At 68.4% G+C, this 23,916-nt stretch carries 25 protein-coding genes; 12 read left to right on the top strand and 13 right to left on the bottom strand.

What is annotated here, in order from left to right; translation table 11 throughout:
• Positions 1 to 74: 74 nt before the first annotated feature.
• From LI336_RS14085 to heR, 6 genes are all read right to left on the bottom strand, one after another.
• Positions 75 to 467 carry a hypothetical protein gene (locus LI336_RS14085; RefSeq protein WP_227133765.1) on the bottom strand — a complete coding sequence of 131 codons (393 nt, stop codon included), beginning with the start codon at positions 465 to 467 and terminating at the stop codon, positions 75 to 77.
• Entirely contained in the window at positions 460 to 681 is a 222-nt protein-coding gene (locus LI336_RS14080) for a hypothetical protein (RefSeq protein ID WP_227133764.1), read from the bottom strand. Before LI336_RS14080 ends, LI336_RS14085 begins: the two co-directional genes overlap by 8 nt.
• Positions 682 to 892: 211 nt before the next feature.
• A complete protein-coding gene (locus tag LI336_RS14075) occupies positions 893 to 1,843 on the bottom strand; it encodes an ArsA family ATPase (RefSeq protein WP_227133763.1) in 951 nt (316 codons plus the stop codon).
• Positions 1,844 to 1,945: 102 nt separating this feature from the next.
• Positions 1,946 to 4,105, bottom strand: a complete 2,160-nt coding sequence (locus LI336_RS14070) for a hypothetical protein (RefSeq protein ID WP_227133800.1) — start codon at positions 4,103 to 4,105, stop codon at positions 1,946 to 1,948.
• A gap of 170 nt (positions 4,106 to 4,275) precedes the next feature.
• Positions 4,276 to 4,440: a hypothetical protein gene (locus LI336_RS14065; protein ID WP_227133762.1), complete on the bottom strand. Its 165-nt coding sequence runs from the start codon at positions 4,438 to 4,440 to the stop codon at positions 4,276 to 4,278.
• 64 nt (positions 4,441 to 4,504) lie between these two features.
• On the bottom strand, positions 4,505 to 5,338 hold the full coding sequence (gene heR, locus LI336_RS14060; RefSeq protein ID WP_227133761.1) for a heliorhodopsin HeR: 834 nt from the start codon (positions 5,336 to 5,338) through the stop codon (positions 4,505 to 4,507).
• A 173-nt stretch (positions 5,339 to 5,511) separates the two neighbouring features.
• On the opposite strand from heR, the gene LI336_RS14055 reads away from it, so the two are divergent.
• The 3 genes from LI336_RS14055 (at position 5,512) to LI336_RS14045 (ending at position 7,253) form a co-directional block, all read left to right on the top strand.
• On the top strand, positions 5,512 to 6,357 hold the full coding sequence (locus LI336_RS14055) for an ion transporter (protein ID WP_227133760.1): 846 nt from the start codon (positions 5,512 to 5,514) through the stop codon (positions 6,355 to 6,357).
• A gap of 316 nt (positions 6,358 to 6,673) precedes the next feature.
• Entirely contained in the window at positions 6,674 to 6,868 is a 195-nt protein-coding gene (locus LI336_RS14050) for a cold-shock protein (RefSeq protein WP_227133759.1), read from the top strand.
• A gap of 187 nt (positions 6,869 to 7,055) precedes the next feature.
• A complete protein-coding gene (locus LI336_RS14045; protein ID WP_227133758.1) occupies positions 7,056 to 7,253 on the top strand; it encodes a heavy-metal-associated domain-containing protein in 198 nt (65 codons plus the stop codon).
• A 65-nt stretch (positions 7,254 to 7,318) separates the two neighbouring features.
• Here the strand turns inward: LI336_RS14045 and LI336_RS14040 are convergent, their stop codons facing one another.
• The gene (locus LI336_RS14040; RefSeq protein ID WP_227133757.1) at positions 7,319 to 9,373 is read right to left on the bottom strand and encodes an ABC transporter ATP-binding protein; all 2,055 of its coding nucleotides are present in this window, start codon (positions 9,371 to 9,373) and stop codon (positions 7,319 to 7,321) included.
• Between the two features lie 232 nt (positions 9,374 to 9,605).
• Between LI336_RS14040 and LI336_RS14035 the strand changes: the two genes are divergently transcribed.
• Positions 9,606 to 10,940: a S8 family serine peptidase gene (locus LI336_RS14035; protein ID WP_303646371.1), complete on the top strand. Its 1,335-nt coding sequence runs from the start codon at positions 9,606 to 9,608 to the stop codon at positions 10,938 to 10,940.
• Positions 10,941 to 10,955: 15 nt separating this feature from the next.
• On the opposite strand, the gene LI336_RS14030 is transcribed toward LI336_RS14035, so the two are convergent.
• A complete protein-coding gene (locus LI336_RS14030; RefSeq protein WP_227133756.1) occupies positions 10,956 to 12,227 on the bottom strand; it encodes an ornithine cyclodeaminase, nickel-pincer nucleotide-dependent in 1,272 nt (423 codons plus the stop codon).
• Positions 12,228 to 12,516: 289 nt separating this feature from the next.
• Between LI336_RS14030 and ppk2 the strand changes: the two genes are divergently transcribed.
• Positions 12,517 to 13,371, top strand: a complete 855-nt coding sequence (gene ppk2, locus LI336_RS14025; protein ID WP_227133755.1) for a polyphosphate kinase 2 — start codon at positions 12,517 to 12,519, stop codon at positions 13,369 to 13,371.
• 74 nt (positions 13,372 to 13,445) lie between these two features.
• Here the strand turns inward: ppk2 and LI336_RS14020 are convergent, their stop codons facing one another.
• Positions 13,446 to 13,802 carry a hypothetical protein gene (locus LI336_RS14020; RefSeq protein WP_227133754.1) on the bottom strand — a complete coding sequence of 119 codons (357 nt, stop codon included), beginning with the start codon at positions 13,800 to 13,802 and terminating at the stop codon, positions 13,446 to 13,448.
• A 331-nt stretch (positions 13,803 to 14,133) separates the two neighbouring features.
• Between LI336_RS14020 and LI336_RS14015 the strand changes: the two genes are divergently transcribed.
• Positions 14,134 to 14,733 carry a class I SAM-dependent methyltransferase gene (locus LI336_RS14015; RefSeq protein WP_227133753.1) on the top strand — a complete coding sequence of 200 codons (600 nt, stop codon included), beginning with the start codon at positions 14,134 to 14,136 and terminating at the stop codon, positions 14,731 to 14,733.
• A gap of 135 nt (positions 14,734 to 14,868) precedes the next feature.
• Here the strand turns inward: LI336_RS14015 and LI336_RS14010 are convergent, their stop codons facing one another.
• Complete coding sequence (locus tag LI336_RS14010; protein WP_227133752.1) at positions 14,869 to 15,153, bottom strand: translation initiation factor eIF-1A; 285 nt, start codon at positions 15,151 to 15,153, stop codon at positions 14,869 to 14,871.
• A 185-nt stretch (positions 15,154 to 15,338) separates the two neighbouring features.
• On the opposite strand from LI336_RS14010, the gene LI336_RS14005 reads away from it, so the two are divergent.
• The 3 genes from LI336_RS14005 (at position 15,339) to LI336_RS13995 (ending at position 17,109) form a co-directional block, all read left to right on the top strand.
• Positions 15,339 to 15,815, top strand: a complete 477-nt coding sequence (locus LI336_RS14005) for a dihydrofolate reductase (RefSeq protein WP_227133751.1) — start codon at positions 15,339 to 15,341, stop codon at positions 15,813 to 15,815.
• Between the two features lie 177 nt (positions 15,816 to 15,992).
• Positions 15,993 to 16,604 carry a translation initiation factor IF-2 subunit beta gene (locus LI336_RS14000; protein WP_227133750.1) on the top strand — a complete coding sequence of 204 codons (612 nt, stop codon included), beginning with the start codon at positions 15,993 to 15,995 and terminating at the stop codon, positions 16,602 to 16,604.
• 175 nt (positions 16,605 to 16,779) lie between these two features.
• The gene (locus LI336_RS13995) at positions 16,780 to 17,109 is read left to right on the top strand and encodes a transcriptional regulator (RefSeq protein WP_227133749.1); all 330 of its coding nucleotides are present in this window, start codon (positions 16,780 to 16,782) and stop codon (positions 17,107 to 17,109) included.
• Between the two features lie 141 nt (positions 17,110 to 17,250).
• On the opposite strand, the gene msrB is transcribed toward LI336_RS13995, so the two are convergent.
• On the bottom strand, positions 17,251 to 17,661 hold the full coding sequence (msrB, locus tag LI336_RS13990) for a peptide-methionine (R)-S-oxide reductase MsrB (protein WP_227133748.1): 411 nt from the start codon (positions 17,659 to 17,661) through the stop codon (positions 17,251 to 17,253).
• Positions 17,662 to 17,844: 183 nt separating this feature from the next.
• Between msrB and LI336_RS13985 the strand changes: the two genes are divergently transcribed.
• From LI336_RS13985 to LI336_RS13975, 3 genes are all read left to right on the top strand, one after another.
• Entirely contained in the window at positions 17,845 to 18,690 is an 846-nt protein-coding gene (locus LI336_RS13985; RefSeq protein ID WP_227133747.1) for a COX15/CtaA family protein, read from the top strand.
• Positions 18,687 to 18,929, top strand: coding sequence for a Na+/H+ antiporter NhaC family protein (locus LI336_RS13980; RefSeq protein WP_227133799.1), 243 nt, complete (start codon positions 18,687 to 18,689; stop codon positions 18,927 to 18,929). Before LI336_RS13985 ends, LI336_RS13980 begins: the two co-directional genes overlap by 4 nt.
• A 299-nt stretch (positions 18,930 to 19,228) precedes the next feature.
• Positions 19,229 to 20,461: an aminotransferase class I/II-fold pyridoxal phosphate-dependent enzyme gene (locus LI336_RS13975; RefSeq protein ID WP_227133746.1), complete on the top strand. Its 1,233-nt coding sequence runs from the start codon at positions 19,229 to 19,231 to the stop codon at positions 20,459 to 20,461.
• A gap of 181 nt (positions 20,462 to 20,642) precedes the next feature.
• On the opposite strand, the gene LI336_RS13970 is transcribed toward LI336_RS13975, so the two are convergent.
• Positions 20,643 to 22,142: a hypothetical protein gene (locus tag LI336_RS13970; RefSeq protein WP_227133745.1), complete on the bottom strand. Its 1,500-nt coding sequence runs from the start codon at positions 22,140 to 22,142 to the stop codon at positions 20,643 to 20,645.
• Between the two features lie 172 nt (positions 22,143 to 22,314).
• Positions 22,315 to 23,886: a replication factor C large subunit gene (locus LI336_RS13965; protein WP_227133744.1), complete on the bottom strand. Its 1,572-nt coding sequence runs from the start codon at positions 23,884 to 23,886 to the stop codon at positions 22,315 to 22,317.
• Between the last annotated feature and the right edge of the window lie 30 nt (positions 23,887 to 23,916).

The raw sequence follows: 23,916 nt of genomic DNA, 5'->3' as shown, positions 1-23,916 counted from the left end.
CGTTCGAGCGTTCGTTCCGCGGGCGTGCCTGAGCGGGTCGCGCCCGGCGAACGTGCGTTCGTCGCACGGAGCCGTCAGCGCAGTCCGCTCACGGCGTCGCGGGCTCGGCCGAGGACCGCGGCGAGTCCCGCGCCGACCGCCGAGAACGCGCCCGCGAGCCGGAGCTCCATGGGGTCGATACCGAGCCGGCGGAGGAGCAGGCTCGGGCGGGTGTCGGCACCGAGCGCCGCGACGGTCCGATGCCGGACGCGGACCTCGACGGCGAGGTCGCTCGCCCGCAGGACGGCGTCGATGGGGCGGTAGTCGACCGCGGGTGGACGCCTTGCCGCGCGAACGAACGCGAGAACGGACGGGAACTCGAGGAACACGCGATCCTCGGTCGACGTGACCGCGACCGGGTCACCGTTCACTTCGACGTCGAGGTCGGCGTCGACGGTGAGCGGGACGGTCCGCGAATCGCTATTCACGTTCGCGCGTGGTGATGACGACCTTGCCGTCGAGCCGCCACCGCGCCGAGTCCGCGTCCTCGCCGACCTTGCTCGGGACGTCGACGTGCATGTCCTCGAACTCGTAGTGAATCTCTGCGTTCCGACCGGTCAGGCGGTCGTAGAGACCGATGGCGAGTTCCGGCCACGTCGTCGTCTCGTCGGTTCGTTCCTCGGGGACTGAAGATTCGGCCATACTGATGTATCGGGCGCGCCCCGAAAAACCGTAGTTCCGGGATGCAGGCGAGAACCTGACCATCGACCGCCCGTCGCTTGACGGACTGTTACGGGGTCCGGACGTGTTGATGTCGCGACCGGCGGCGGCCGGGCGTGTTGGTGTCGCGACCGGTGGGGGCCGGACGTGTTGGTGTCGCGACCGGGCGGCGAGGCCACCCGGGTCGCCCTCGTCAGCGGTCGCCGAGGAGCCGCGTTCCGAGGTCCTCGAGTGCGGTTCGCTGGTCGGTGTCGGCGTCGAACTCGGGAAGTTCGACGACGGTCCGGTCGGGGAACGCGTCGCGGAGTGCCCGCAACTGGTCGGCGTGCTGGCTGGCGCGTGCGCGGCAGCGGTCGCAGTCGGCGTCGACGTCCCGGAGGATCCGGTTGACGACGAGCGTCTGGACGGGGACGTCGTCGGCGGCGAGCTCCTCGACGAACCGGCGGGTCTCGGCGACCGCCATCGGTTCGGGCGTCGTGACGACGCGGAACTCCGCGCGGTCGGGTGCCCGGACGAGGTCGCGGACGGTCGCCATGCGGTCGGCGAGCGCCGACAGCGATTCCTCGTCCGCGTCGTCGCCGCCCCGGCCGAACGCGTAGTACGCCGGGCCGAAGACGGCGCTTCGCGCGCCGTCGACGAGTCGCCGGACCTGCCCGCGGAGCGACGACGTCGCGGCGAGCGTCTCCCGGAGGACGTCCGGGAGGTCGAGGAGTCGGAGCGTGTGCCCCGTCGGTGCGGTGTCGACGACGACGCGGTCGAAGTCCTCGTCGAGCGTCCCCGCGATGCACTCGAGCGCGGCGAGTTCGTCGCTCCCCGGTGCGATACCGGCCGCGAACAACCGCTCTATCTCGTCGTCGTCGAGCCTGATGCCGGCGGAGCGGAGTTCCGACGCGACCGTCGACAGCACCATCCGGTACGCTCGCTCCCCGGATTCCGGGCCGACCTCCTCCATCCAGAGGTCGTCCGCGACGCGCCGTCGCCCGGTATCGGGCTCGAGGTCGTACGCGTCCGCGAGCGAGTGCGCGGGGTCCGTGGAGACGACGAGCGTTCGCTCCCCGCGTTCGGCGGCCGCCAGCGCGGTCGCTGCCGCAGCGGTCGTCTTCCCGACACCGCCTTTCCCGCCGTAGAACACGTACTGCTGCACGTTCTCTCGTTGGCGTGCTATCGGGTTAAGCGCCGCGCCACCCCTGCTCGACGTCGGCTTCGCCGACGACGTGCGTGTGCGGAGCGATGCGTTCGGGGCCGCTCAGAGCTTCTCTGCGTCCTGCGCTTGCGCGGTGCGTTCGCGCACTTGCTGGAGGCGTTTGTCGGTCGCGAGCCCGAGGTCGTCGGGGATGGCGTCGCTCGCTTCCGCGAGTCGCTCGGCGACGCGCTGGAGTCGCTCGACGACGGTCTCGAGTTGCCGGTCGGCGTTCTCGCGGTCGCCGTCGCGGGCGCGGTCGGCGGCGCGTTCGGCGGCGTCGACGACCGCGGCGAGCGCTTGCTCGAGGCCGTCCACGGAGTTCGCGCGACCCTCGGCGTCCTCGGTGTCGACGGCCTCGACCTGCGCCTGGGTCTCTGCAGCGACGTCGGCGACGTACGTCGCGAGCGGCGTCTTCCCCGTGGTCGGGTTCTCGACGACGACGCGGTCCCGACCGTCGTCGTCCGTATCGCCGTCGTCGTCGTCGGACTCGCTCCCGGACCCGGACGCTGAACTGGCAGCAGGGTTGACGCGGAACGCACCGACCTCGTCGTCGCTGTCGCGGACCTCGGTCGTGAACGCGCCGTCGCGGTGGACGTAGAGGCCGTCGCGCTCGTCGATGGGGGCGTCGTAGAGCCGGCCGCCGAAGTCGTCACTGACGGCCACTCGCGAGAGGTCGCGGTCGACGTCGCGGCCGTCGACGTCGAGCTTCACGGCGTTCTCGCGTGCGACGAGCGGGATCTCGCCGTCGACGCCCGCCACCGTCGTCGTCCCGTCGCCGTCCGTCGTCTCGCCGTCCTCGTCGTCGGCCGCCGACCCGCCACCCGTCGAGACGGGCTCGCTGTGGGGAGCGACGCCCGCGCCGTTCACGGTGAGCGTGTGGTCGCCGTCGGGGACGTCCTGGACGGCTGCGACCCCGCGGAACGTCGGGACCGCCTCGGGGTCGCTCTCGAGGAGCGCCACCGCCTCGGTTCCCGTCGCCTCGGTCGTCACGCCGTCGCCGTCGGGCGCGTCCGGGGCACTCACCGCGTTCGTGACGAACGCGACGACCTGGTTCGCGGGCGAGGGCTCGCCGATGGCGTCGTAGCGCTTCGCGAGCGCGCCACGGTGCCGGGGTTCGGTGATGTCGTTCGCCGGGTTCTCGTACCGCGGGTCCTGCCAGGGGACGCCCGTGGTCGTGATGTGGCTCGCGATGGCGTCCTCGGCGAACTGCGGGACCGCGAACTCGAAGCTCAACTGCGGGCCGACGTGGTCGTCGATGTACTCCAGTTCGGCCGTGGGGACGAGGTCGTACGTCTCGTCCGCGCTCCCGTCGTCGCGGGCCTCGTGCTCGAAGACGAGGCCGTTCTCGCGCGCCGGCAGGTCCTCGGGCGGCGAATCGAGCGCGTCGAAGGACCGGATCGTGACGTCGTCGGGAACGAAGTCCGATCCGGTCACGTCCGGGAGGCGTTCGTGGTCGTAGACGGGCGTCCCGTCGAGTTCCGGGACCGCGAAGGGAAGCGCGAACCCTTCGTCGCGCGGCAGGCCGTACGCAAGCGGGATGGCGGCAGCGTCCTCGACGCTGTCGATGACGCTGTTCGTGACGTCGGCGACGTCGTCCTCGATGGGGAACCGCTGGAAGCGCTCCTCGTCGGCGTTCACGGACAGGCCGCTGGAGTGCGAGCCGAGCTCGGAGAGCACGCGCGGACGCCGGTCGGGGTCGAGGAACTCGTTGTTCGGGACCTTCCGCGAGTGCGAGCTCGCGACGTACAACTGGGGCTCCTCGGTGTCCGTGTCGACGAAGACCTGGAGGAGCTCCCAGTCGTGCCAGTGGAAGTTCGTCGTGAACTGGTCGAACGCCGAGTAGAACCAGTACTGGACGACCGCGAGCGGCGAGTCGGCGTACTCGCGGACGTTGTAGAATACGCGCGGCTCGGGCGGGTCGGCGTGCCCGCCGGCGGCGACGTAGCCGTTGAGCGCGTCGAACCCGTCGACGACCGTGTCGCCGTCGCGCTCGGACTCGAACTGGCGGGGGTCGGTCGGGAACCAGCGCTCGCGGCGGTCGAAGACGAGCGTCGGCGTGAACTGCGCTGCGAGGTCGCGAGCCCGGTCGTCGTCAACGGTCGTGCTCTCGCCGTCGTCGCCGGCGTCGAGGAATCCACAGCCTGCGAGCGACGTCGCCCCGGTGGTCGCGGCTGCCGCGAGCACGGCTCGTCGCCCGACGACGCCCTTGTTCTCGTCGGTCATCGCATCGTCCTCGCTGGCGGCCGCGTCGACGGGGCGTTCGCGCGGCACATACGCGTCTGGAACTGGACTGGCGCCAAGATACCGTACCCTAACCGTCTCGACCGCAATAGTTCTGGGCTTCGAGCCCCTGCGCGAGCGTGGCCGGACGTGGCGTCCCGCGACGGGTCGACTCAGGACGGGTGCTGGTGCCGGAGTCGCTGTGCGACGCCCCCCGGGACGGGGAGCCCGCAGTCGCCGCACACCCAGTTCGCGTGCCGGCCACCCGGCCGCCGCTCCATGTCCTGCCTGTACCGGAGGCGCGCACCGCACTGGCAGGTGTACGTCGACGACGTCACCCGTGAGCGTTGGACCGCGAGAAGGGTAAAGGTACAGCCGGAGGTGGGGTCGCGCGTGCCGCGCTCAGATCGGGGAGTTCACGGTGCCGAAGTACACCTGCCACGCGAGCAGCGACTTCGCGACGAGGCTGAGCACGATGTACGTGCGCTCGCCGAACAGGTAGTCCTCCCACTTCCAGGTCTCGCGGTACTGGAGGATCATGTTGATGCCGAAGAGGTTGAAGAACACGAAGATCGAGACGTAGATCGCGATGACGAAGTCGGGGACCTGGCCGTTGCTCGCGACGATCGAGCCGCCGAGTGCGATGCCGATGACGACCCACGGGACGATGCCGGCGAGCGTCCCGATGAGGTACGTCGTCCAGTCGGTACGGTCGGTGGTCTGGTTGTGGCGTTCCATCGCGAGCCCGCAGAGGTTCATCACGGCGACGAGCCCGAAGAGCGCGGCGAGCGTGCCGACGTCCCAGATGCCGGCGAGCATCCCGATGACGACGATCATGAGCGACGCGCTCACGGCGTACTCGTACCACCGGTAGGGGTTCATGCCGCGGTCGAGGTACGCGACGTAGCGGTCGTAGAGGACGGTCGCGATGAGAGCGTGGGCGAGCGCGGAGAGGAGGAGGAACCCGGCGACGAGGAGGGGGAGCGTTATCTCCGTCCAGAGGGCGCTCGCCGGGGCGATGGCGTCGGTTGCGGGGTTCAGTTCGTACCGCGTGTACGTGAGCGGCCACTGGACCGATTCGGCGATGGCGACCATCGCGGCCCCCTGGACGAAGTGGAGGACTGCCATGACGGCGTTCCAGCGTCGGAGACGCTTGTACCGCGGGAGCGACGACAGTTCTGCAGTCGGTTCTGCGGTCGACGTATCGGTGCTGTCGGGCGTGGGACGGGCGGACATACCGCTTAAGTACACGATAACAGACAATATAATGCTTCGTGCGAACGGGGCGTCGCGGTCGACTGACGACCCGAGAACTGGGGCACGCCCCGCTCACGACGCCACGTGGAACGACGAGCCGGTGGTGGGACCGAACCCGAGAACCTACGTTCGTCGACGCGCTGGGTGGGGGTATGGGGACGGCGTCGACGCCGGACGACACCGGCCGGGAGTTACGCGACACCGTCCGGTTCTACCTCCTCGACCATCGGACGTGGCTCGGGAAGGCCATCGACATCGCGTTGATGGTCCTGAACCTCGTGTTCGTCGCGATCTTCGTCGCGGAGACGTACCCGACGTCGGCGACGACGGACGCGCTCCTCTGGGACCTCGAGGTCGGCATCGGGCTCGTGTTCCTCGGCGAGTACGTGCTGCGGTTGTACGGCGCCGAGGACCGGTTCGCGGAGGCGACGAGCGGGTACACGATGGTGGACCTGCTCGCGATCCTCCCGACGCTGCTCGTGCTCGTCGCGCCGGTACCGGCGGTGACCCTGGAGTTCGGGTTCCTCCGCGTGATTCGGGTGGTGCGCGTCCTGCGGTTCTATCGGTTCACGAGCGACGCGGAGTTCTTCTTCGGGACGGTGTCGGACAACACGCTCCGGGCGGTGAAGCTCCTGCTGACGGTGCTCGTGATCTTCTTCGTGTCCGCGGGGTTGTTCTACAGCGTCGAGCACGAGGTGAACGCGACGGTCGGGAACTTCGGGGACGCGTTCTACTACACGGTCGTGACCGTGTCGACGGTCGGGTTCGGCGACATCGTGCCGATGACGCGGGCCGGGCGCTGGATCACGGTCGCGACCATCATCGCGGGCATCATCCTCATCCCCTGGCAGGCGAGCAAGATCGTCCGCGAGTGGGCGTCGAAGGACACCGTGGACGTGACGTGCCCGAACTGCGGGCTGTCGAACCACGACCGGGACGCCTCGCACTGCAAGGCCTGTGGCGAGGTCATCTACCAGGAGTACGACGCGCGGGAGTGACCGCCCTCGTCGCGAGCCACGCGACCACCCCGACGACCGTGCGAGCACGTGCCGTGCCGGTCGATGCCGTCAGTCGTCGAACCGCACCACGGAGCCCCAGTGCGTGGGAATGGATGGCAGCCGGGGCGCGAACTGTGGATGCGTCGATAGTTCGCCCCCGTCGTGACTGAACGGTCACCGATCCCGAGCGAACCCACCCCATCCGAAACAGATATCCAGAATTGTGGCTTCTTTGCGGACACTCGTATTCTATTCTGCGCTCATAGAAAACAGATACACAACCCTTATCCGTGCTGTCGGCTTTCGTTAAGTTGCAATGGCAAACGGTAAGGTTGATTTCTTCAACGACACAGGCGGCTACGGTTTCATCTCCACCGAGGACAGCGACGACGACGTTTTCTTCCACATGGAGGACGTTGGCGGCGAGGACCTGACGGAAGGCACCGAGATCGAATTCGACATCGAGCAGGCCCCCAAGGGCCCGCGTGCGAAGAACGTTCTTCGCGTCTAACCAAGGTCCACGCCGTCGCCTGACGGCGACGTTTCAGACCTCGATTCTCTCAGAACACAACCACCCAAGAGCGCTCGCGTCGTCGACCGACGGCGACGTGCAGCGGTCGAGAGCGACGGCTCCCGGTCGTCGCCCGACGCTCCCGTCTTTCGTCACTCGTTTCACGCTCGATACCCACCGAACGGGTATGACGACTGAACTCACCGTCACGGGGATGTCCTGTGGACACTGCGAGGAGAGCGTCGAGGACGCGCTCGCCGAGGTCGAAGGCGTCACCGACGCGAGCGCGGACAACGAGACCGATACCGTCACCGTCGACGGGGACGCGGACGTCGACGCGCTCGTCGCCGCCGTCGAGGACGCTGGCTACGACGCGAGCGCCTGAACGACGGCGACGCGAACTCCTGCGGGACCTTTGAACGCCGAGCGACGGCCACGAGGTGCGGTCGCTCAGTCGTCCTCGCCGCCCTCGATGGCGGCGCGCCGCTCGATGGCGGCCTCGAAGAACGACGCGGGGAGGTCGTCGATGTCGCCGGCCTGGACGCGCCAGAGGTTCGCGTACAGGCCGTCCTCGGCGACGAGCGCGTCGTGCGTCCCGGCCTCGACGATGCGGCCGCCTTCGAGGACGAGTATCTGGTCGGCTGTCTTCACGGTCGACAGCCGGTGGGCGATCGCGATGGTGGTGCGGTCGGTCGCGAGCTCCGCGAGGCTCCGCTGGATGATGGCCTCGGTCTCGGTGTCGACGTGACTCGTCGCCTCGTCGAGCACGAGTATCGCTGGGTCCTTGAGGATCGTTCGGGCGAGCGCGACGCGCTGGCGCTGCCCGCCTGAGAGGCGGACGCCGCGTTCGCCGACGACGCTGTCGTAGCCGTCCGGGAGGTTCGCGACGAACTCGTGGGCCGCCGCGCGTCTCGCAGCGGCTTCGACGTCGGCGTCGGTCGCGTCGAACGTCCCGTACGCGATGTTCTCCCGGATGGTCCCGTAGAACAGGAACGGTTCCTGGGCGACGTACCCGACGGCCCGCCGGAGGTCGGCGAGCGACCGGTCGCGCACGTCCACGTCGTCGACGCGGACCTCGCCGTCGTCGGGGTCGTAGAGTCGGACGAGCAGTTTCACGAGCGTGGACTTCCCGCTCCCCGTCGGCCCGACGATGCCCACCGTCTCGCCGGGGGCGACGTTGAAGGACACGTCGCGGAGGACGGGTTCGGGGTCGACGGACTCGGTCGCGTCGGCGACCGCATCGTCACGGTCGTCGCCGTCGCTGTCGGCGGCCTCGCCCCCACCGTCCCCGACGAGGTCCGGCCCGCGGGGGTACGCGAACGTCACGTCGTCGTACTCCACGCGTCCGTCGACGCCGTCGAACGGCACGGGGTCGTCCGGGTCGGTCGTGACGTCGTCGGCGGTGAGGACGCCGTACACGCGCTCACTGGAGGCTTTCGCGCGCTGGTAGCTGTTCACGATCTGGCCGAACTGCGCGAGCGGCCACACGAACTGCTGGGTGTAGAGCATGAACGTCACGAACTCGCCGGGCGTGACCGCGTCGGCGACGCCGAGGCGCACGCCGAGCGCGGTCTCCGGGACGGCGGCGAGGACTGCCGGTGGACCGTTGAGCACCCAGAACGCGCCGACGACGAACGTGAGCGCGAAGCTCAGCCCGGAGATGACGCTGAGTCCGGGGAAGAACGTGATGCGGGTGCGGATGGCGTCCCAGTTCGCGTCGTAGTACTCGCGGGAGGCCTCGCGGACGCGGTCGGCCTCGTACGCCTCCGCGTGCTCGGTCTTGATGACCTCGATCCCGCCGACGTTGTTCTCCAACCGGGCGTTCAGCGACCCGACGCTCGCGCGCATCGTCGCGTACTTCGGTTGGACGCGGCGGACGAACGCGACCGTGAACGCGCCGAGGACGGGGACGGCGACGAGCGCGGCGAGCGCGAGCACGGGGTTGAGGACGAGCATGATGGCGCCGACGCCGAGGACGAGCGCGAGCAAGCGGAGCGTCGAGCTGACGCCGTCGGTCAGGAACGACTCCAGTTGGTTGACGTCATTGTTGAGGACCGCGAGGAGTTCGCCCGTTCGCGTCCGGTCGAAGAACGACCGGTCGAGCGCCTGCATCGACTCGTAGGCGTCGACGCGGAGCGCGTGCTGGATGTTCTGCGCGAACCGGTTCCAACCGTAGTTCTGGAGGTAGCTCGCTATCGCGCCGACCGCGGTCGCGGCGACGAGGAGGCCGACGGTGAACCAGACCTGCCCGGGCGCATTCTCAGGGATCCAGGCGTCGGGGACGAGCGGGAGCGCGTACGGGCGGTCGGCGAGGAGGATGGCGTCGATGGCGAGCCCGAGCAGGAGCGCGGGCAGGAGGCCGACGACCCGCGAGAGGACCGCCATGACGGTGCCGACGCCGGCGAGCGAGAGGTTCCCGCGGCCGTACTCGCCGTAGAGTCGCCACATCGACCCGCCGTCGCTCGCGAACGACGACGCGTCGTCGCGGTCGCTAGCGGTCGCCATCCATCACCCGTCGCGTGCCCTCGTGCATCTTCCCTGTCGTGTACGCGTTCGAGCGCTATACCTCGCTCGGCGCTGCGACGCGTTGGTGTCGGGAATCAGCGCCTCAGGCCGGTAAAGAACCAATACCAATCACCAAACGCATTTTTCACCATACGTCGGGGTTCCGTGGCCACCTTCGTGGAGTCGGTAGGTGTGTTATACCAATGGCGACACCGACCGGACGTGAATCTGCATGCCAGACGTAAACAGGCGGACGTTCCTGACAGTCAGTGGCGCAGTACTCGGCGGTATCGCGACCGGGGCGACGGTGACGGCGGCGACGCGAACGGACCGCTTCATCGTCCAGACGAAGGGCAAAGGAAAGCTCCGCGGACTGGACGTCGTCCACGAGATGCCCGGCGTGAACTTCGCCGTCGTCGAGGCGAGCGAGAACGAACTCCGACGGTCGAAGGCGGTGAAGGCCTTCGAACCCGACGTGGAGATCACGCTGAACGAACCCGAGACGAACGCGCAAGCGCCGACGTTCGACCCGAGCGACGCCAGCGACTACGAGGGCCTACCCGGTGACTTCCTCCAGTGGGACAAGGCCGACCTGAACGTGCCGGAAGCGCACGAGACGACCGAGGGCGAGGGAACGCGCGTCTCCGTCATCGACTCCGGCGTCCTCGAAACGCACCCCGACCTCGCCGGGCCGCTCAACCTCGACCTCTCGCGGAACTTCACCGACGACGGCGGCGACCACAACCCCGTCGGCGGCGACGACCACGGCACGCACGTCGCCGGCATCGTCGCCGCAGACAACGGCGGCGGCATCGGCGTGAACGGCACCGCGCCGAAGACCGACCTCGTCGACTGCCGCGTGTTCTCCGGCCCGACCGCGTCGTTCGCGGACATCCTCGCCGCCATCGTCTACAGCGTGAACGTCGGCGCGGACGTCGCGAACCTCTCGCTGGGCGCGTACCCCGTCCCCCGGCAGGGACAAGGGTCGTTCTACGGGAAGGTGCTCAACAGCACGATGACGTACGCGAACAAGGAGGGCACGCTCCTCGCCATCGCTGCCGGGAACGACAGCGCGGACCTCCAGCACGACGGGAACCTCGTCAGTCTCCCGAACGAGGGCGCACAGGCCGTCTCCGTCGCCGCAACCGGCCCCATCGGGTACGGGTGGGACGCCGGCGACGAGTCCCCACCAGAGAGTCCTGCATTCTACACGAACTACGGGACGAACGCCATCACGCTCGGCGCGCCCGGCGGCGACGCCGACCTCGATGCGATCGGCACGGGCGTTCCCTGGTTCAACGACCTCGTCTTCAACACCGTGTTCACGTACGAGGACACCGACGGCGACGACGAGCCGGACACGCAGGTCCCCGGCTACGGCTGGAAGGCGGGGACGTCGATGGCGGCGCCGAACGTCGCTGGCGCGGCGGCGCTCGTCAAGTCCGCGAACCCGAACTACAACGCGAACCAGGTCGAGAGCGCGCTGAAGCGCGCCGCCGACGTGCCCTCGGGCTACGGAAAGGAGTTCTACGGGAGCGGCTATCTGAACGTCCTCGACGCGCTCTGAGCGGCGCGCGCGAGGTTATTCTTCGGTCTCGTCGCGTTCCTCGCAGTCGGCGGCCGGTTCGTCCAGGAGTTTGTCCGCGAGCGTCGGGACGAACGTGCCGACGTCGGTGACCATCCCGACCGCTTGCGCGCTCCCGCGGTCGAGGAGTTGCGTGACCGTCGCCGGGTCGATGTCCACGCACACCACCGGCGTCGTCGACGGCAGGCAGTTCCCGACGGCGACCGAGTGGAGGAGCGTGGAGAGCATGAGGACGACGTCGGCGTCGTGGGCTTGCTCGCGGATGGCGTTCTGCGCCTCGACGGCGTCCGTGATGGTGTCCGGGAGCGGGCCATCGTCGCGGATGCTGCCCGCGAGCACGTAGTCGACGTCGTGCTGGATGCACTCGTACATGACGCCAGAGTCGACGAGCCCCTGTTCGATGGCCGCCTCGATGCCGCCCGCTCGGATGACCTCGCTTATCGTGTAGATGTGGTGCTTGTGACCCTTCCGCGGGCTCTCCATGGTCTCGACGTTCATCCCGAGGCTCGTCCCGTACATCGAGCGCTCCATGTCGTGCACCGCGAACCCGTTCCCCGTCGACAACGCGTCCACGTAGCCCTCGCGGACGAGGCGCGCGAACGCCGGGCCAGCCCCCGAGTGCAGGAGGGCGGGGCCCGTGACCGCGAGCACGCTCCCGCCGTCGGCCTTCGCCTCGCGGATGACGTCCGCGACCTCCTCGATGAGGCTCTCGCTCGGGCGCTCGGGGGAGACGCCACCCTGCATGAACCCGAACGGGCCGCTGTCGCCGCGCGGCCGGTCCGGCGGGTCGACGCGCACGCCGAACTCGTCGGTGACGACGAGGTCGCCCTCGCGGATGGCGTTCAGGACCTTCGTGTACGCTCGCGGCCCGTCCTCGGCGTCGGGTTCGACGACGATCGCGCAATCCATCTCGATGTTCTCCACGGGCAGCCAGTCGCCGTCGTGACGGACCTCCGTCGGGTGGTTCGTCGTCGAGTAGAATCCCGTCGGCACGACCTGGTCGCCGGGCGCGGGTTCCAGCTGGGCGTCGTGGGGGTCCGTGACGGTCGCGCCCGTCTGATGGAGTTCGTGCAGTATCTCGTGCAGGGTCGCCTCGTCGTCTGCCTCCACGAGCATCCGACAGTACGATTCCGCGAGCTTGTGGCGGCCGACGTCGAACTGTTCCACGTCGAAGTCCCCGCCCATGTCCATGATGGTCGTCATGCATCGCTGGAGCGTGCCGGAGTCGATGACGTGCCCTTCGAGTTCGATGGGGCGTGCGACGGTCATGTTCGTGCGGACGGCCACCGGCGTCTTGAGCGTTCGGCCCGTGACCGAACCTGCCCACTCCCGGCCGCTCCCGTAGCAGACCAGTCACCCGAGAACGTCCGCGCCGGAGCATCACTCCTCCCGGTCGAGGACGCCAGACGGCGTCGAGGGCGTCCCGTTCCGGAAGGGGTCGTCAGCGGGGCTACGCGCGACAGCGACTCGAGCGATCCGAGACGGGCGCGACGACCCGGCAACCGTCCGCACGAGAGCATATGGTCCCTGATAGCGTCTATCGGTACGTGAGTTCCCCGTGAACCCCGAAGAGTACCCCGACCGATACAAGGACAGCGGCGTCCTGAAGAAGAAGCACTACAAGCGCGAGCTGGGACGACTCCAGGAAGAGCTGGTGAAACTCCAGTACCACATCCAGGAGGAGGACCTCCAGGTGTGCGTGGTGTTCGAAGGCCGGGACGCGGCCGGGAAGGGCGGCGCGATCAAACGCATCACGCGACGCCTGAATCCACGGGTCGCGCGCGTCGTGGCGCTCGGGAGACCGACGGAGCGCGAGCAAGGCCAGTGGTACTTCCAGCGGTACGCCGAACAGCTGCCGACCGCCGGCGAGATGGTGTTGTTCGACCGGTCGTGGTACAATCGCGCCGGCGTCGAGCGCGTCATGGGGTTCTGTACGGACGAGGAGTACGACGAGTTCCTCCTGTCAGCGCCCGAGTTCGAGCGGATGCTGGTTCGATCGGGGATGACCCTCATCAAGTACTGGTTCTCCGTGAGCGACGAGGAGCAAGAGCGGCGGTTCGAGAAGCGCAACGAGGACCCGAAGCGGCGATGGAAGCTCAGTCCGATGGACCTCGAGGCGCGCGAGCGCTGGGCGGAGTACTCGCGAGCGAAGGACGAGATGTTCGACCACACGGACACCGCGCACGCCCCCTGGCACGTCGTGCACGCCGACGTGAAGAAGCACGCGCGCCTGAACTGCATCAGTCACCTCCTCGATCAGTTCGACTATCCCGATTACACGCCCGACCCCGTCGACCTCCCCGAGCGTCCGGACGATTCCGCGTACCGGCCGCCGATCGACGACCAGCGGTGGGTGCCAGCGCGTTACGGGACGAACCCGGGCGACGTCCCGGACCGCCCAGACGGGTCGTAGGAATCGCGTCGGCGGTCGCGCGCGGCCGGTGTCACTCCATCCATCCCCAGGCGCCCACGCCACCCCTGCAGGTACTAGCCGGCGTTCCCCATCGACGCCGCCGTCCCCGTCTCCGTCCCGGTTCCCGCCTCAGTCTCCGTCCCGGTACCCGTCTCCGTCCCAGCCTCTGTCTCCGTCTCAGTCTCGGACTCCGTCTCGGTCTCTGTCTCTGTCTCCGACTCAGTCTCTGTCTCCATCTCCGTCTCGGTCTCCATCTCCGTCTCGGTCTCCATCTCCGTCTCGGTCTCGCCCTCGGTTCCGGTTCCGTCGAGTGGATCTGTCTCGTTGGTTCCGCCGTCCTCTTCTGGGTTCGCACAGCCCGCGAGACCGACGGTAACGACGGCTGCGAGTCCTGTGACGAGTCGGCGTCGAGTTGGTTCGCGTCGTGTCATCACTGGAGTCCTCTCCGCGAACCGGATTCGTTATTTGGACGGTAGCGCGGACAACGGTCGGGTTATCTCGAACCGGTGGGGACAGTTCGTATCGTTCAGCGACCGTAGGGCGCTGTTGGCGTGAAACGGCGTGAAACGAGGAGGTTCCGGGAGTCGGAGCCGCTGGTCGGTCTCGACGTGCGAGACGGCCGCCGACGTTTCAGACGCTTCACGTTCCGACCAGTCGGTTACCGGACCGTTCACGCGGCCCGGTTGCGTGCGGGCTGCTCGCACGAAGGACGGGGAGTGCGTCAGGCCTGGTCTCTTTCTCGCTCCGGCCCGTACCGTCCGTATGGACCGTAAGGACGTGCAACGCGCCTGGGACGACGTCGCCGAGACGTACGCTCGGTCCCGGGACCCGACCGGGAGCGACGCCGACCTCGTCGACGATCTCCGCGAGTACCTGCCAGCGGACCCGGTCGTCCTCGACGTCGGGTGCGGTGACGGCGCGCGGACGCTCGCGAACCTCCCCGCGGACGCCATCGGCGTGGACGTCTCCCGGCGCGCGCTCGAGCTCGCGACCGAGACCGTCCCCGGGGCGAGACTCGTACAGGCCGACATGACTCAGCTCCCGCTGGTCGACGACAGCGTCGACGCCATCACCGCGTACCACGCCGTCTTCCACGTCTCACGCGACGACCATCCCGCAGTCTACCGGGAGTTCGCTCGCGTCTGCAAACCAGGCGGTCACCTCCTCATGACCCTGCCCACGGGGCGGTTCGAGACCGTCCGCGAGGGCTGGATGGGCGGCCGGATGTTCTTCTCCGCCCCCGGTGAACGCGCGACCGTCGAACAGCTCGAAGCAGCCGGGTTCGGGGACGTCCGTCGCGTCACCGCCGACGACCCGCTCGGCACGAAGAGCCTCTTCGCGTTCGCGACGCTCACCGACTGACCGCTCGCCCCGAGCGGCGTCGATGGTGTGGTCGGTGGTGTCGTCACTCCGGGTGCCTGCGAGACGTGAATCCGAAGGTACTCGGCCGCGAGCAATCGCTCGTCGCGCCGCCGTCCTGCGGTCAGCTAAGAGATATCAGTCGATGTGTCCTTCCGCGCGCAGCTGGTCGGCGTCCTCGTCGGTGTACCGCCACTCGACGTTCGCCTTCTCGTCCTGCCAGTCCCACGGTTCCGCGATGACCACGTCGCCCTCGTTGATCCAGACGCGGTACTTCATGCGGCCGGGGATGCGGCCCATGCGGTCCTCGCCGTCGGCGCAGCGGAGTTGCACGTGGTTGCCGCCGTTGTGCTCTGTCACTACGGCGAACACTTCGTCGTCGTTGGGCATTCGGAGGTTCTTCCGCCCAGTATTTTCACTCACAATCTGTAGTGGTGAGGGATAGACTTAAGTATGTTGATTGGCATGCCAACACCCCTCACGGTGGCAGGTCAGCCGTCGAACCGGCCGACGCCGCCGTCTCCACCGTCGCTAACGTCGCGACAGTCCGACGGCCGCGTCCTTCCGAAGCCGGGACGTTCACGACGCTCGACACCGTAGCGAGCGGTATGCAGATCGTCTCCGTCGCAGCCGTCGCCGAGAACGGCGTCATCGGCCAGGGGAACTCGCTCCCCTGGCACCTCCCCCACGAATCGAAGCGGTACCGCGAGCACGTCGCCGACGACGTCGTCGCGCTCGGGCGCCACACGTTCGAGCTGTTCGACTACCTCCCCGGCCGCGCACAGATAGTCCTCTCGCGGACCGAACGCGACTGGCCCCAGGACACCGCCCACCACGCGAGCGACGTCGAGGACGCCGTCGCAGTCGCGGAACGCCTCGACGGCGACGTCCTCTACGTCCTCGGCGGCAGCGCCATCTACGGCCTCTTCCTCGACGTCGCCGACCGCCAGCTGTTGAGTCGCGTCCACGGCGAGTACGACGGCGACGCGTACTACCCGGAGTTCGACGAGGACGACTGGGAGCTCGTCGAGGCGACCGAACACGACGGGTACACGCTCGAGGACTGGCGTCGCCGTACTGACTGACCCCCATCCCCGCCACCGACTGACCCCCATCCCCGCCACCGACTGACCCCCATCCCCGCCACCGCCAGACCGGCCTCCCCGCACGCCTGAGCGGCTTCCCGTCGAGCGCGCGGGGGGCGTGCGACGCGTCCACGCTCGTCTCGGAGGGGCTTTACGTCCCCGCGTCGTCACGTAGGTATGGAATACGCTACAGCGCTCGACAGAGCCTACGACGTGCTGCCCGAGACACCGCGAGAAGGCGGTGACCGTCTGCAGGTCCCCGACCCCGAGGGCCAGACCGACGGTGCGTTCACGCGCCTGACGAACCTCGAAGCGATCGCGAAGGCCCTCAGTCGCGACGCCGACCACCTCCACCGCTCCATCCAGCGCGACCTCGGGACGAGCGGTCAGTTCGACGGTTCCACCGCCCGCTACAGCGGGTCGTTCGACATCGCGGACTTCCAGGCCGCCATCGACGCGTACGTCACCGAGTTCGTCACGTGCTCGGAGTGTGGCCTCCCCGACACGCGCCTCGTCACCGAGGACGGCGTCGACATGCTCCGCTGCGAGGCCTGTGGTGCGTTCCGGCCCGTCGCGAAGTCCTCGAAGAAGCAGAGCGCGAACGTCACGGAGGACGTCGAGTCCGGCCGCACGTACCAGGTCAAGATCACCGGCACCGGCCGCAAGGGCGACGGCGTCGCGAAGAAGAACGGCTACACCATCTTCGTCTCCGGCGCTCGCGAAGGCCAGGTCGTCGACGCGTACATCGAGTCCGTCAGCGGCGACCTCGCGTTCGCCCGCGTCGCCTGAACCGACCACCCGACACCGCGACGCACCCGTCTCGGTGCGCGTCTCTCTTCCGATCTTCGACCGCGAAAACTGAGAGGGCGAGCAGACGCTATCGTCGAAGTCACTCACTTGCTCAAAAGAGACAACGAGCGTGAAAATATGGACAATCCTTATATTTGGCTCGCCTACGGTTCGTATGGAGAACGATGCCAAGCAGCGCACACCCGACGAGATGCTGGACGCCCTGAGCCACATCCAGCGTCGGAAGCTGCTGCTTGCATTGCTGGTTCACAACCCCCAGGACGACGAGTCGGTCGTCATCGATGCGGACGAATCCGTTGACGAAGAACTCACGCGACTCGTTGAGATGAAACACGTCCACCTCCCGAAGCTGGAGGAGTACGGGTTCATCAGCTGGAATCAGGACACGAACCACGTCTCGAAGGGACCGAATTTCGAGGAGATCCGACCACTACTGGAGCTCCTCGCCGATAACGAGGACGAACTCCCCGAAGATTGGGTGTAGCACGCTACCACGTCGGCGACATAGTGCGTTGGTATCTCCGCCGTTTCGATCAACAGCACTGAGTCAGCTGGTCGGTTCGCAGGCTCACGGAACGGGGTTTCCGGGAGAAACGCTCCGAGACGAACGCGGTCGGTGTGCTGACTATTCGTCGTCGAACTCGATGCTGACCGAGTTGATGCAGAAGCGCTTCCCGGTCGGCTCGGGGCCGTCGTCGAAGACGTGGCCGAGGTGGCTGTCGCAGTTCGCGCACACGACCTCGATACGCTTCATGCCGTGGGAGAGGTCCTCGCGTTTCTCGATGTTGGCGTCCTCAGCTGCGTAGAACGACGGCCACCCGCAGCCGTGGTCGAACTTCGTCGACGAGTCGAACAGGACCTCGCCACAGCCCTTGCAGCGGTACTTGCCGTCCTCGAAGTGGTCGACGTAGTCACCACTGAATCGCGCTTCGGTGCCGGCTTCGCGCATCACGTGGTAGGACTCGTCGTCGAGTTTCTCGCGCCACTCGTCGTCTGTCTGAGGGACGTCGCGCTCGCTCGCATCTGATTCGCTCATGCCCGCTGGTAGGTGTCCGAGGACAATAAGCAGTCGCCGGCCGCGGCAGCCAACGACTCGACCGAAGCCGAGCAGTCGGGTTGGTCCGCCACTCGACCGAAGCCGAGCAGTCGGGTTGGTCCGCCACTCGAACGATGGTCCGATTGCGAGCGACGTAAGTACGTCCCCTCCGAAGACGCGCGTATGAACGACGAGCGCGACGGCTACCTGTCCACGCGCGGGTTCCGGCGACTCGCCGCACTGACGGTTGGCGCCACGTTCCTCACCATCCTGCTGGGCGTGTCGACGAAAGCGACCGGCGCGGGGCTGGCGTGCCAGGCACGCTGGCCGGTCTGCGACGGCGGGTTCCTGAACCTGTTCCCGCAGTCCGTGCCGAGTAGCTTCGAGATGATTCATCGCGTGGTCGCGGGGCTCACCGGGCCGTTCATCCTCGCGACCGCGGTCCTCGCGTGGGTCGACGATCACAGCCGCGGCGTCCGGCTGGCGGCGACGGCCGCCATCGTCCTGCTGCCGCTGCAGGTCTTCCTCGGCCGGCAGACCGTCCTCGAGTTCACGGGCCCCGTCCTGTTCCTGCACTACTGGACGGCGATGAGCATCTTCGCGGGCGTGGTCGTCGCGACCGCGCTCGTCCTCCGCGACGTCGTGAACGAGGGCGCGTTCCGGCGCGCGCTCGCGGTCGCCGCGGTCGCCCAGCCCGTGCTCGTGCTGTTCGGCGCGCAGGTGCTGTCGCGGTACACGCCGCCCGTGCAGACCGCCCATTACGCGGTGTCGCTGACCATCCTCGCGGCGCTCGTGTTCGCAGTCGTCGGCGGCTGGCGCGTGCTGGACGCGCGCGCTCGCTGGCTCGCCGCCGGCGCTCTCGCCGCGTTCCCCGTCCAGATCGCGTTCGGTCGCGTCGCCGTGGGCGGCGCCAGCGGAACGATACTCGCCGCGCACGCCATCGCCATCGGGCTCGTGTTCGTGCTCGCCGTCGGCGCGGCACTCGTCGCCTACCGGGTCGCGCCCGGCGCACGCGCCACCGCCGCCTGAGTCACCGACCGGCCCCATCGCTCCGCGGCCGAACTATCGACCGGTCCCCCTCCGCCAGTTCCTCTCGTTCTCCGTCGTCGCTCTGGACCGTGGTCGCGTCCTCGACGAGCGGGAGCGACCACATCACCCACGTCCGCACGCAGGTCCCGTACGCGCTCGTCACGGCCGGCGGCGCCGCGGTCCTGTTCGTGCTGTTCGGGTTCCTGCTCCCCGAAGGCTTCCGCATCATCCCGTACTGACGCGACGGCCACGAGACTCGACCCCTGGGCGTTCGCCACCGCCACCCGATGACGCCCCGCGGCGTTCGTGGGCGAGACTCGAGGACGCGGCTGCCTGGCGCGTTGCGCGGCGGGCGCTCCATCCTGTACCGGTCCGCGAGACCGATGCCCGGGTTCTGACCGATGCCCGGGTTCTGGCGGTGATGCGCGCGTTCGCGCGGTGGCGTCCACGAGCGGTCGTTCGCGGACGGAGATGGATCATCGGTCGACGCGTGCGATACCGGGAAACCTATCACATCGGATTCGAGTTACTGGGGTAGATGAGTGGGACGGACGACGACGCTGGCGTCGAAGGGGGGACGTCCGACCACGGGTTCGACGTCGCGCGACGCGTGGCTCGCATCCGCGAAGCGGACCTGTACCGCGACCTCCAGCCGACCGACGCCGTCGACTCGACGGCGTACTTCGCGCCCGACCCCGGCGGGGACCTGCCGGTCCTCGCCGGCGAGCGCGAGCTCGTGTTCGCGTCGAACAACTACCTCGGCCTGACCCAGGACGAGCGCGTGCAGCAAGCAGCCAGGGAGGCCGCCGAGACGGTCGGCACGGGCGCGGGCGCGAGCCGCCTCGTCACCGGCGACACGCTCGTGCACCGGGACCTCGAGGCGCGACTCGCGGAGACGAAAGGCACCGACCGTGCGCTCGCATTCTCGTCGGGGTACGCGGCGAACGTCGGCACCATCAGCGCGCTCGACCCGGACGTCGTGTTCTCGGACGAACTGAATCACGCGAGCATCGTCGACGGCTGTCGACTGAGCGACGCCGAGGTCGTCACCTACGACCACTGCGACGCCGACGACCTCCGCGCGAAGCTGGCGAGCTGTGACACGCCGGGGTCGTGGGTCGTCGTCACCGAGACCGTCTTCCCGAAGGACGGCGCCGTCGCGCCGCTCGCGGCGCTCTGTGACGCCGCAGAGCGCCACGGCGCGTGGGTGATGGTCGACGAGGCGCACGCGACCGGCGTCTACGACGACGGCGGCGGCATCGTGCAGCGGGACGGGCTCGCGGACCGCGTGGACGTCCAGCTCGGCGCGCTCTCGAAGGCGCTCGCGAGCCAGGGCGGGTACGTCGCGGGAAGCGACGAGCTCGTCGAACTCCTCGTGAACGAGGCGCGGTCGTTCGGGCGCTCGACGGGGTTGACGCCGACGGCGGCGGCAGTGGCGAGCGAGGCGCTGCACATCGCGCGGCACGGCGCCATCCGCTCGCGGCTCTGGGAGAACGTCGCGCACCTCCGCGAGGGCCTCACGGACGTCGGGTTCGACGTCCGGGGGAACTCCCAGATACTCCCCGTGCTGGTCGGCGACCCGCGGGACGCGACGGACCTCGCGGACGCGGTCCGCGACCGTGGCGTGTTCACCTCGCCAGTCCGCCCGCCGGCGGTCCCCGAGGGCGCGAGTCGGGTTCGCGTCGCGCCGATGGCGACCCACGACCGCGTCGACATCGAGGACTGCATCCTCGCGTTCAAGGACGCCGGCGAGGAACTCGGGGTCCTGTGAGGATACCCGGCGACGACGCCGCGTCGACGACGACCCCACCAGTGCGGTCACGGGCGTCAGCGAACACCGCCCCGTGAGCGTCCTCCCCGGCAGCGTCGCCCCACGGCACTGAATCACGTCGAGCGTCGCTCGCGGCGTCGCTACTCGCTTCGAAGAACCGAAGCAGTCGGTTGCGCGTCGTCTAGGCTTGCGCGCGAACGAACCCGGAGCCGGCGACGAACGCGTCGGCGTCGTCGTCCTCGACGGAGTCGCTCTGGGTCTCGTCCTCACCCGTGTGCTCGATGACGACCTCGGTCGTGTTCCCGCTCACGGTCGCCTGGCTCGTGAAGTCCTCGTGACCCGCGAGCACGACGACGGTCTCCTCGGAGACCTCGACCATCCGGAACGTCTCCTCGGTCGACTCGCCGTAGACGCCGTTGTTCTGCGGGCCCTGCGCTTCGAGCCACTCGCCGAAGATGGACTCGAACTCCGCGGCCTCGGTGGCGTTGTCGAAGCGGATCGCCCACCCGTAGCCGGTCTTGTAGTTGCCCGCTGCGGAGTACGACGTGTTCTGGAACGTGATGACGCCGTCCTGCCCCCAGCCGGCCGCGCCACGGGCGGCCTCGTCACCGCTGACCGCCGAGCGGAGTGCCGACCGGAGGAACAGCTCGCCCTTCGTCTTCGACGACGACGGCGTCGCCCAGTCCGAGGATACCTCGCCGTCGACCGTGAGGTTCTTCGGGAGTTCCTCGTCGGGCTCGTACTTGTGGAGGATCTGCTCCATGGAGACCGGCGGGTTGTCGTAGATCTTCTCGAAGTTCTCCGTGGAGCCGTTCAGGTACCAGCGCGTGTAGTGCGACCCGGCCACGTACGGTCCGAGTTGCTTCATCGCGTACGCGTTCGAGTTCGACCACGCGGAGAAGTTCCGCATCGCGTTCGGGTTGCCCATGTACTCGCGCTGGTACTGGCTCTCGAAGAACGACGCCGACCCCTCGATCATCGCGAGTTCGACGTCGTTGACGTTCACGCCCTCGCTCGTCAGGTTCTGCGCGAGGCGTTCCTGGCTCCCTTGATAGAACTGGATGACGTGGAGGAACTCGTGCGCGGCCGTGACCTCGGCGTCCTCGGCGGTGTAGCGGATGCCGAGGTCCTCCTGGAGCGCGCTGTCGTTCCAGAGGCCGATGTACCGCATCGTCACCGCGGGCGAGACGGTCCCGTCGGGGTTCTGGTTCGGCTGCGCGTACCCGGGGACGAAGACGCTCGGCTGTCCGTCGGGCGCGATACCCATCGTCGCGCCGAACGTGTTGTTCGAGAAGCTGAACTCGTAGCGGGAGGTGCCGCGTGCCGGGATGGAGTTCACGCTCGGGCCTTTGTCGATGTCGACGCCCGCCATGTCGGCGACGTTCCGGTAGACCTCGTCCGCGTCGAACGGCAGGCACGCGCCGGACTCGCGGACGATGTCGTCGTCGCCCTCGCCGCTGTACTTGCAGTTCTCGGTCTTGACCTTCGGGTAGTCCTCGCCCTCGGTCGTCGTCGGTTCGCTGGTCGTGTCGTCTGTGCTCTCGGTCGTCGTCGCGACCGTCGTCTCCTCGACGGTCGTGTCGTCGGTCGGTGCCGTGGTCTCCGTGGCAGTCCCACCGCTACAGCCGGCGAGGACCATCGTCGCCGCGAGGACCAGGGCGATGAGCGTTCGGTTCGTCATCAAAAACTATCTCGAACAGGGGAGTTTCTGGCATTAACTGTTGCGGTATGAATTCACGCGAAACGCGCTGCAAGTTGTCTGAGGTGGCCGCTATCGGTTATCTCGGGTGGTGATGCCCTCCGCGCTTGATTCGGCGTGGGAGGGCCCCAAGGGCGTCGACCGCGCCGGGCGGTCAGAGGAAGTCGGCGAGCCCCGACTGCCCGTCGTCCTCCTCGGCGTCTGCCGCCCGGTCGTCGACGTCCTGCGTCTCCCCCTCAGCGTCGTCGCCGTCGGCGTCGTCAGCCGCGGTCGCGTCCGCCTCCTCGCCCATCGACTCCTCGCCCGCCGCCTCCTCGCTCGCGACCGCGCCGAGCGTCGCCTGCCCATCGCCACCGCCATCGCCGTCGCTCCCCTCCGAGCCGTCGGGCTCGTCCGCGTCGGAGTCGCTCGCGCGTCCACCCGCGAACGCGCCGCCGGAGTGCTCGACCGCCGCCTGCTCGCGGCGTTCTTCGGCGTCCTCGACGATGGACTGGACCTTGTTCGTCGACTCGCCGCTCCCCGTGACGTACGCGAGGTCGCTCGCATCGAACTCGTAGGTCGCCGCGATCGCGAGCGTCAGCTCGCGGGGCTTGCAGTGATGGATCATCGTCGAGAGGTACGGGAGGATGCGCCTGCGCGCCGTCCCGATGCTCGTCCCACTGCGTTCGGCGATCTTGCGGGCGATGGCGTCCCGCTGCTTGCGTTTCCCCTTCGTCCGCCCGAGCTTCGACCAGTAACTCGGCGGCCCGTACCGCGTCCACCCGCCGTGGTCGTGCTGGCGTGCCGCCGGAATCCCCGCCGCGACGTTGTCGCCCGCGTACCGCCAGTACGAGTAGTTCTGCGTCGCTCGCACCCGCCCGAGCCACCGGTCGGCGTTCGACAGGAACTCGTACGCGTCCGCGAGCTCGTCGCCGTAGTAGTCCTTCGGGACGTTGTCCTCCACCCAGTTCAGGAGTTCGTCCGGCGTCTCGTCGACGTCATAGGACTGCTTGAGCGCGGTCTCGGCGTCCGCGTGCTTGATGACGTCGTCGAGGAAGTCGAAGATACCCTCCGTGCGGTCGCGTTCGCTCGTCACGACGTCCTCGGCGGTGAGGACCGCCGTCTGCTCGGCGAGCGCCTGCAGGTCGTTCACCGCCGACCGCAGGTCCCCGCTCGTCTCCTCCGCTATCGCATCCAGCGCCGCGTCCTCGTACTCGATGCCCTCCTGCCGACAGATGTCCCTGAGGACGGGGACGATGGACCGCTTCGAGACGTCCCGGAACTCGACGTCCTGGCACGCGTTCCGGAGGCCGTTGCTCATGTCGTAGAACTCGTTCGCGATGAGGACGATCGGCTGGTTCGCGTCCTTCACGACCCGCGTCACCTCCCGCGAGCCACCGTAGTCCGCGTTCCCGTGGAAGTTGTCCGCCTCGTCCAGCACCACGAGTCGCCGGCCCGCCCCGCCCTCCGTGAGCGTCCCGGACTTCGCCGCCTCGCCCGCGACCTTCTCCACGACGTCCGCCGTCCGCGAGTCGCTCGCGTTCAACTCCATCACGCCCCACCCCATGTCGTTCGCGAGCGCGTGCGCCGCCGACGTCTTCCCGACCCCGGGACTCCCGTGGAGGATGACGGCCTCGCGGTGCTCGTCCCACGTCCGCGCCCACTTCTCGAACGCGTCCCGGGCCTTGTCGTTCCCGCGGACCGCCGACAGCGTCGTCGGGCGGTACTTCTCCGTCCAGTCGGTCATTACCCGAAGTCAGGCGCGTGGCGCGTTTAG

It is taken from the genome of Halorubellus salinus, from assembly GCF_020567525.1.
Taxonomy (GTDB): Archaea; Halobacteriota; Halobacteria; order Halobacteriales; family Natrialbaceae; genus Halorubellus; species Halorubellus salinus.
The sequence above is the reverse complement of the archived record's forward strand: the minus strand, read 5'-3'. Positions and strand labels throughout refer to the sequence as shown.

Excerpts from the sequence above, each read along its gene's own strand:
- LI336_RS14015 (WP_227133753.1), top strand. The coding sequence starts at position 14,134 with ATGGACCGTAAGGACGTGCAACGCGCCTGGGACGACGTCGCCGAGACG.
- LI336_RS14005 (WP_227133751.1), top strand. The coding sequence starts at position 15,339 with ATGCAGATCGTCTCCGTCGCAGCCGTCGCCGAGAACGGCGTCATCGGC.
- LI336_RS14040 (WP_227133757.1), bottom strand. The coding sequence starts at position 9,373 with ATGGCGACCGCTAGCGACCGCGACGACGCGTCGTCGTTCGCGAGCGAC.
- LI336_RS13965 (WP_227133744.1), bottom strand. The coding sequence starts at position 23,886 with ATGACCGACTGGACGGAGAAGTACCGCCCGACGACGCTGTCGGCGGTC.
- LI336_RS14030 (WP_227133756.1), bottom strand. The coding sequence starts at position 12,227 with ATGACCGTCGCACGCCCCATCGAACTCGAAGGGCACGTCATCGACTCC.
- LI336_RS14045 (WP_227133758.1), top strand. The coding sequence starts at position 7,056 with ATGACGACTGAACTCACCGTCACGGGGATGTCCTGTGGACACTGCGAG.
- LI336_RS14050 (WP_227133759.1), top strand. The coding sequence starts at position 6,674 with ATGGCAAACGGTAAGGTTGATTTCTTCAACGACACAGGCGGCTACGGT.
- LI336_RS13995 (WP_227133749.1), top strand. The coding sequence starts at position 16,780 with ATGGAGAACGATGCCAAGCAGCGCACACCCGACGAGATGCTGGACGCC.
- LI336_RS14070 (WP_227133800.1), bottom strand. The coding sequence starts at position 4,105 with ATGACCGACGAGAACAAGGGCGTCGTCGGGCGACGAGCCGTGCTCGCG.
- LI336_RS14080 (WP_227133764.1), bottom strand. The coding sequence starts at position 681 with ATGGCCGAATCTTCAGTCCCCGAGGAACGAACCGACGAGACGACGACG.
- heR (WP_227133761.1), bottom strand. The coding sequence starts at position 5,338 with ATGTCCGCCCGTCCCACGCCCGACAGCACCGATACGTCGACCGCAGAA.
- LI336_RS14035 (WP_303646371.1), top strand. The coding sequence starts at position 9,606 with ATGCCAGACGTAAACAGGCGGACGTTCCTGACAGTCAGTGGCGCAGTA.
- LI336_RS13975 (WP_227133746.1), top strand. The coding sequence starts at position 19,229 with ATGAGTGGGACGGACGACGACGCTGGCGTCGAAGGGGGGACGTCCGAC.
- msrB (WP_227133748.1), bottom strand. The coding sequence starts at position 17,661 with ATGAGCGAATCAGATGCGAGCGAGCGCGACGTCCCTCAGACAGACGAC.
- LI336_RS14000 (WP_227133750.1), top strand. The coding sequence starts at position 15,993 with ATGGAATACGCTACAGCGCTCGACAGAGCCTACGACGTGCTGCCCGAG.
- LI336_RS13985 (WP_227133747.1), top strand. The coding sequence starts at position 17,845 with ATGAACGACGAGCGCGACGGCTACCTGTCCACGCGCGGGTTCCGGCGA.
- LI336_RS14020 (WP_227133754.1), bottom strand. The coding sequence starts at position 13,802 with ATGACACGACGCGAACCAACTCGACGCCGACTCGTCACAGGACTCGCA.
- LI336_RS14055 (WP_227133760.1), top strand. The coding sequence starts at position 5,512 with ATGGGGACGGCGTCGACGCCGGACGACACCGGCCGGGAGTTACGCGAC.
- LI336_RS13970 (WP_227133745.1), bottom strand. The coding sequence starts at position 22,142 with ATGACGAACCGAACGCTCATCGCCCTGGTCCTCGCGGCGACGATGGTC.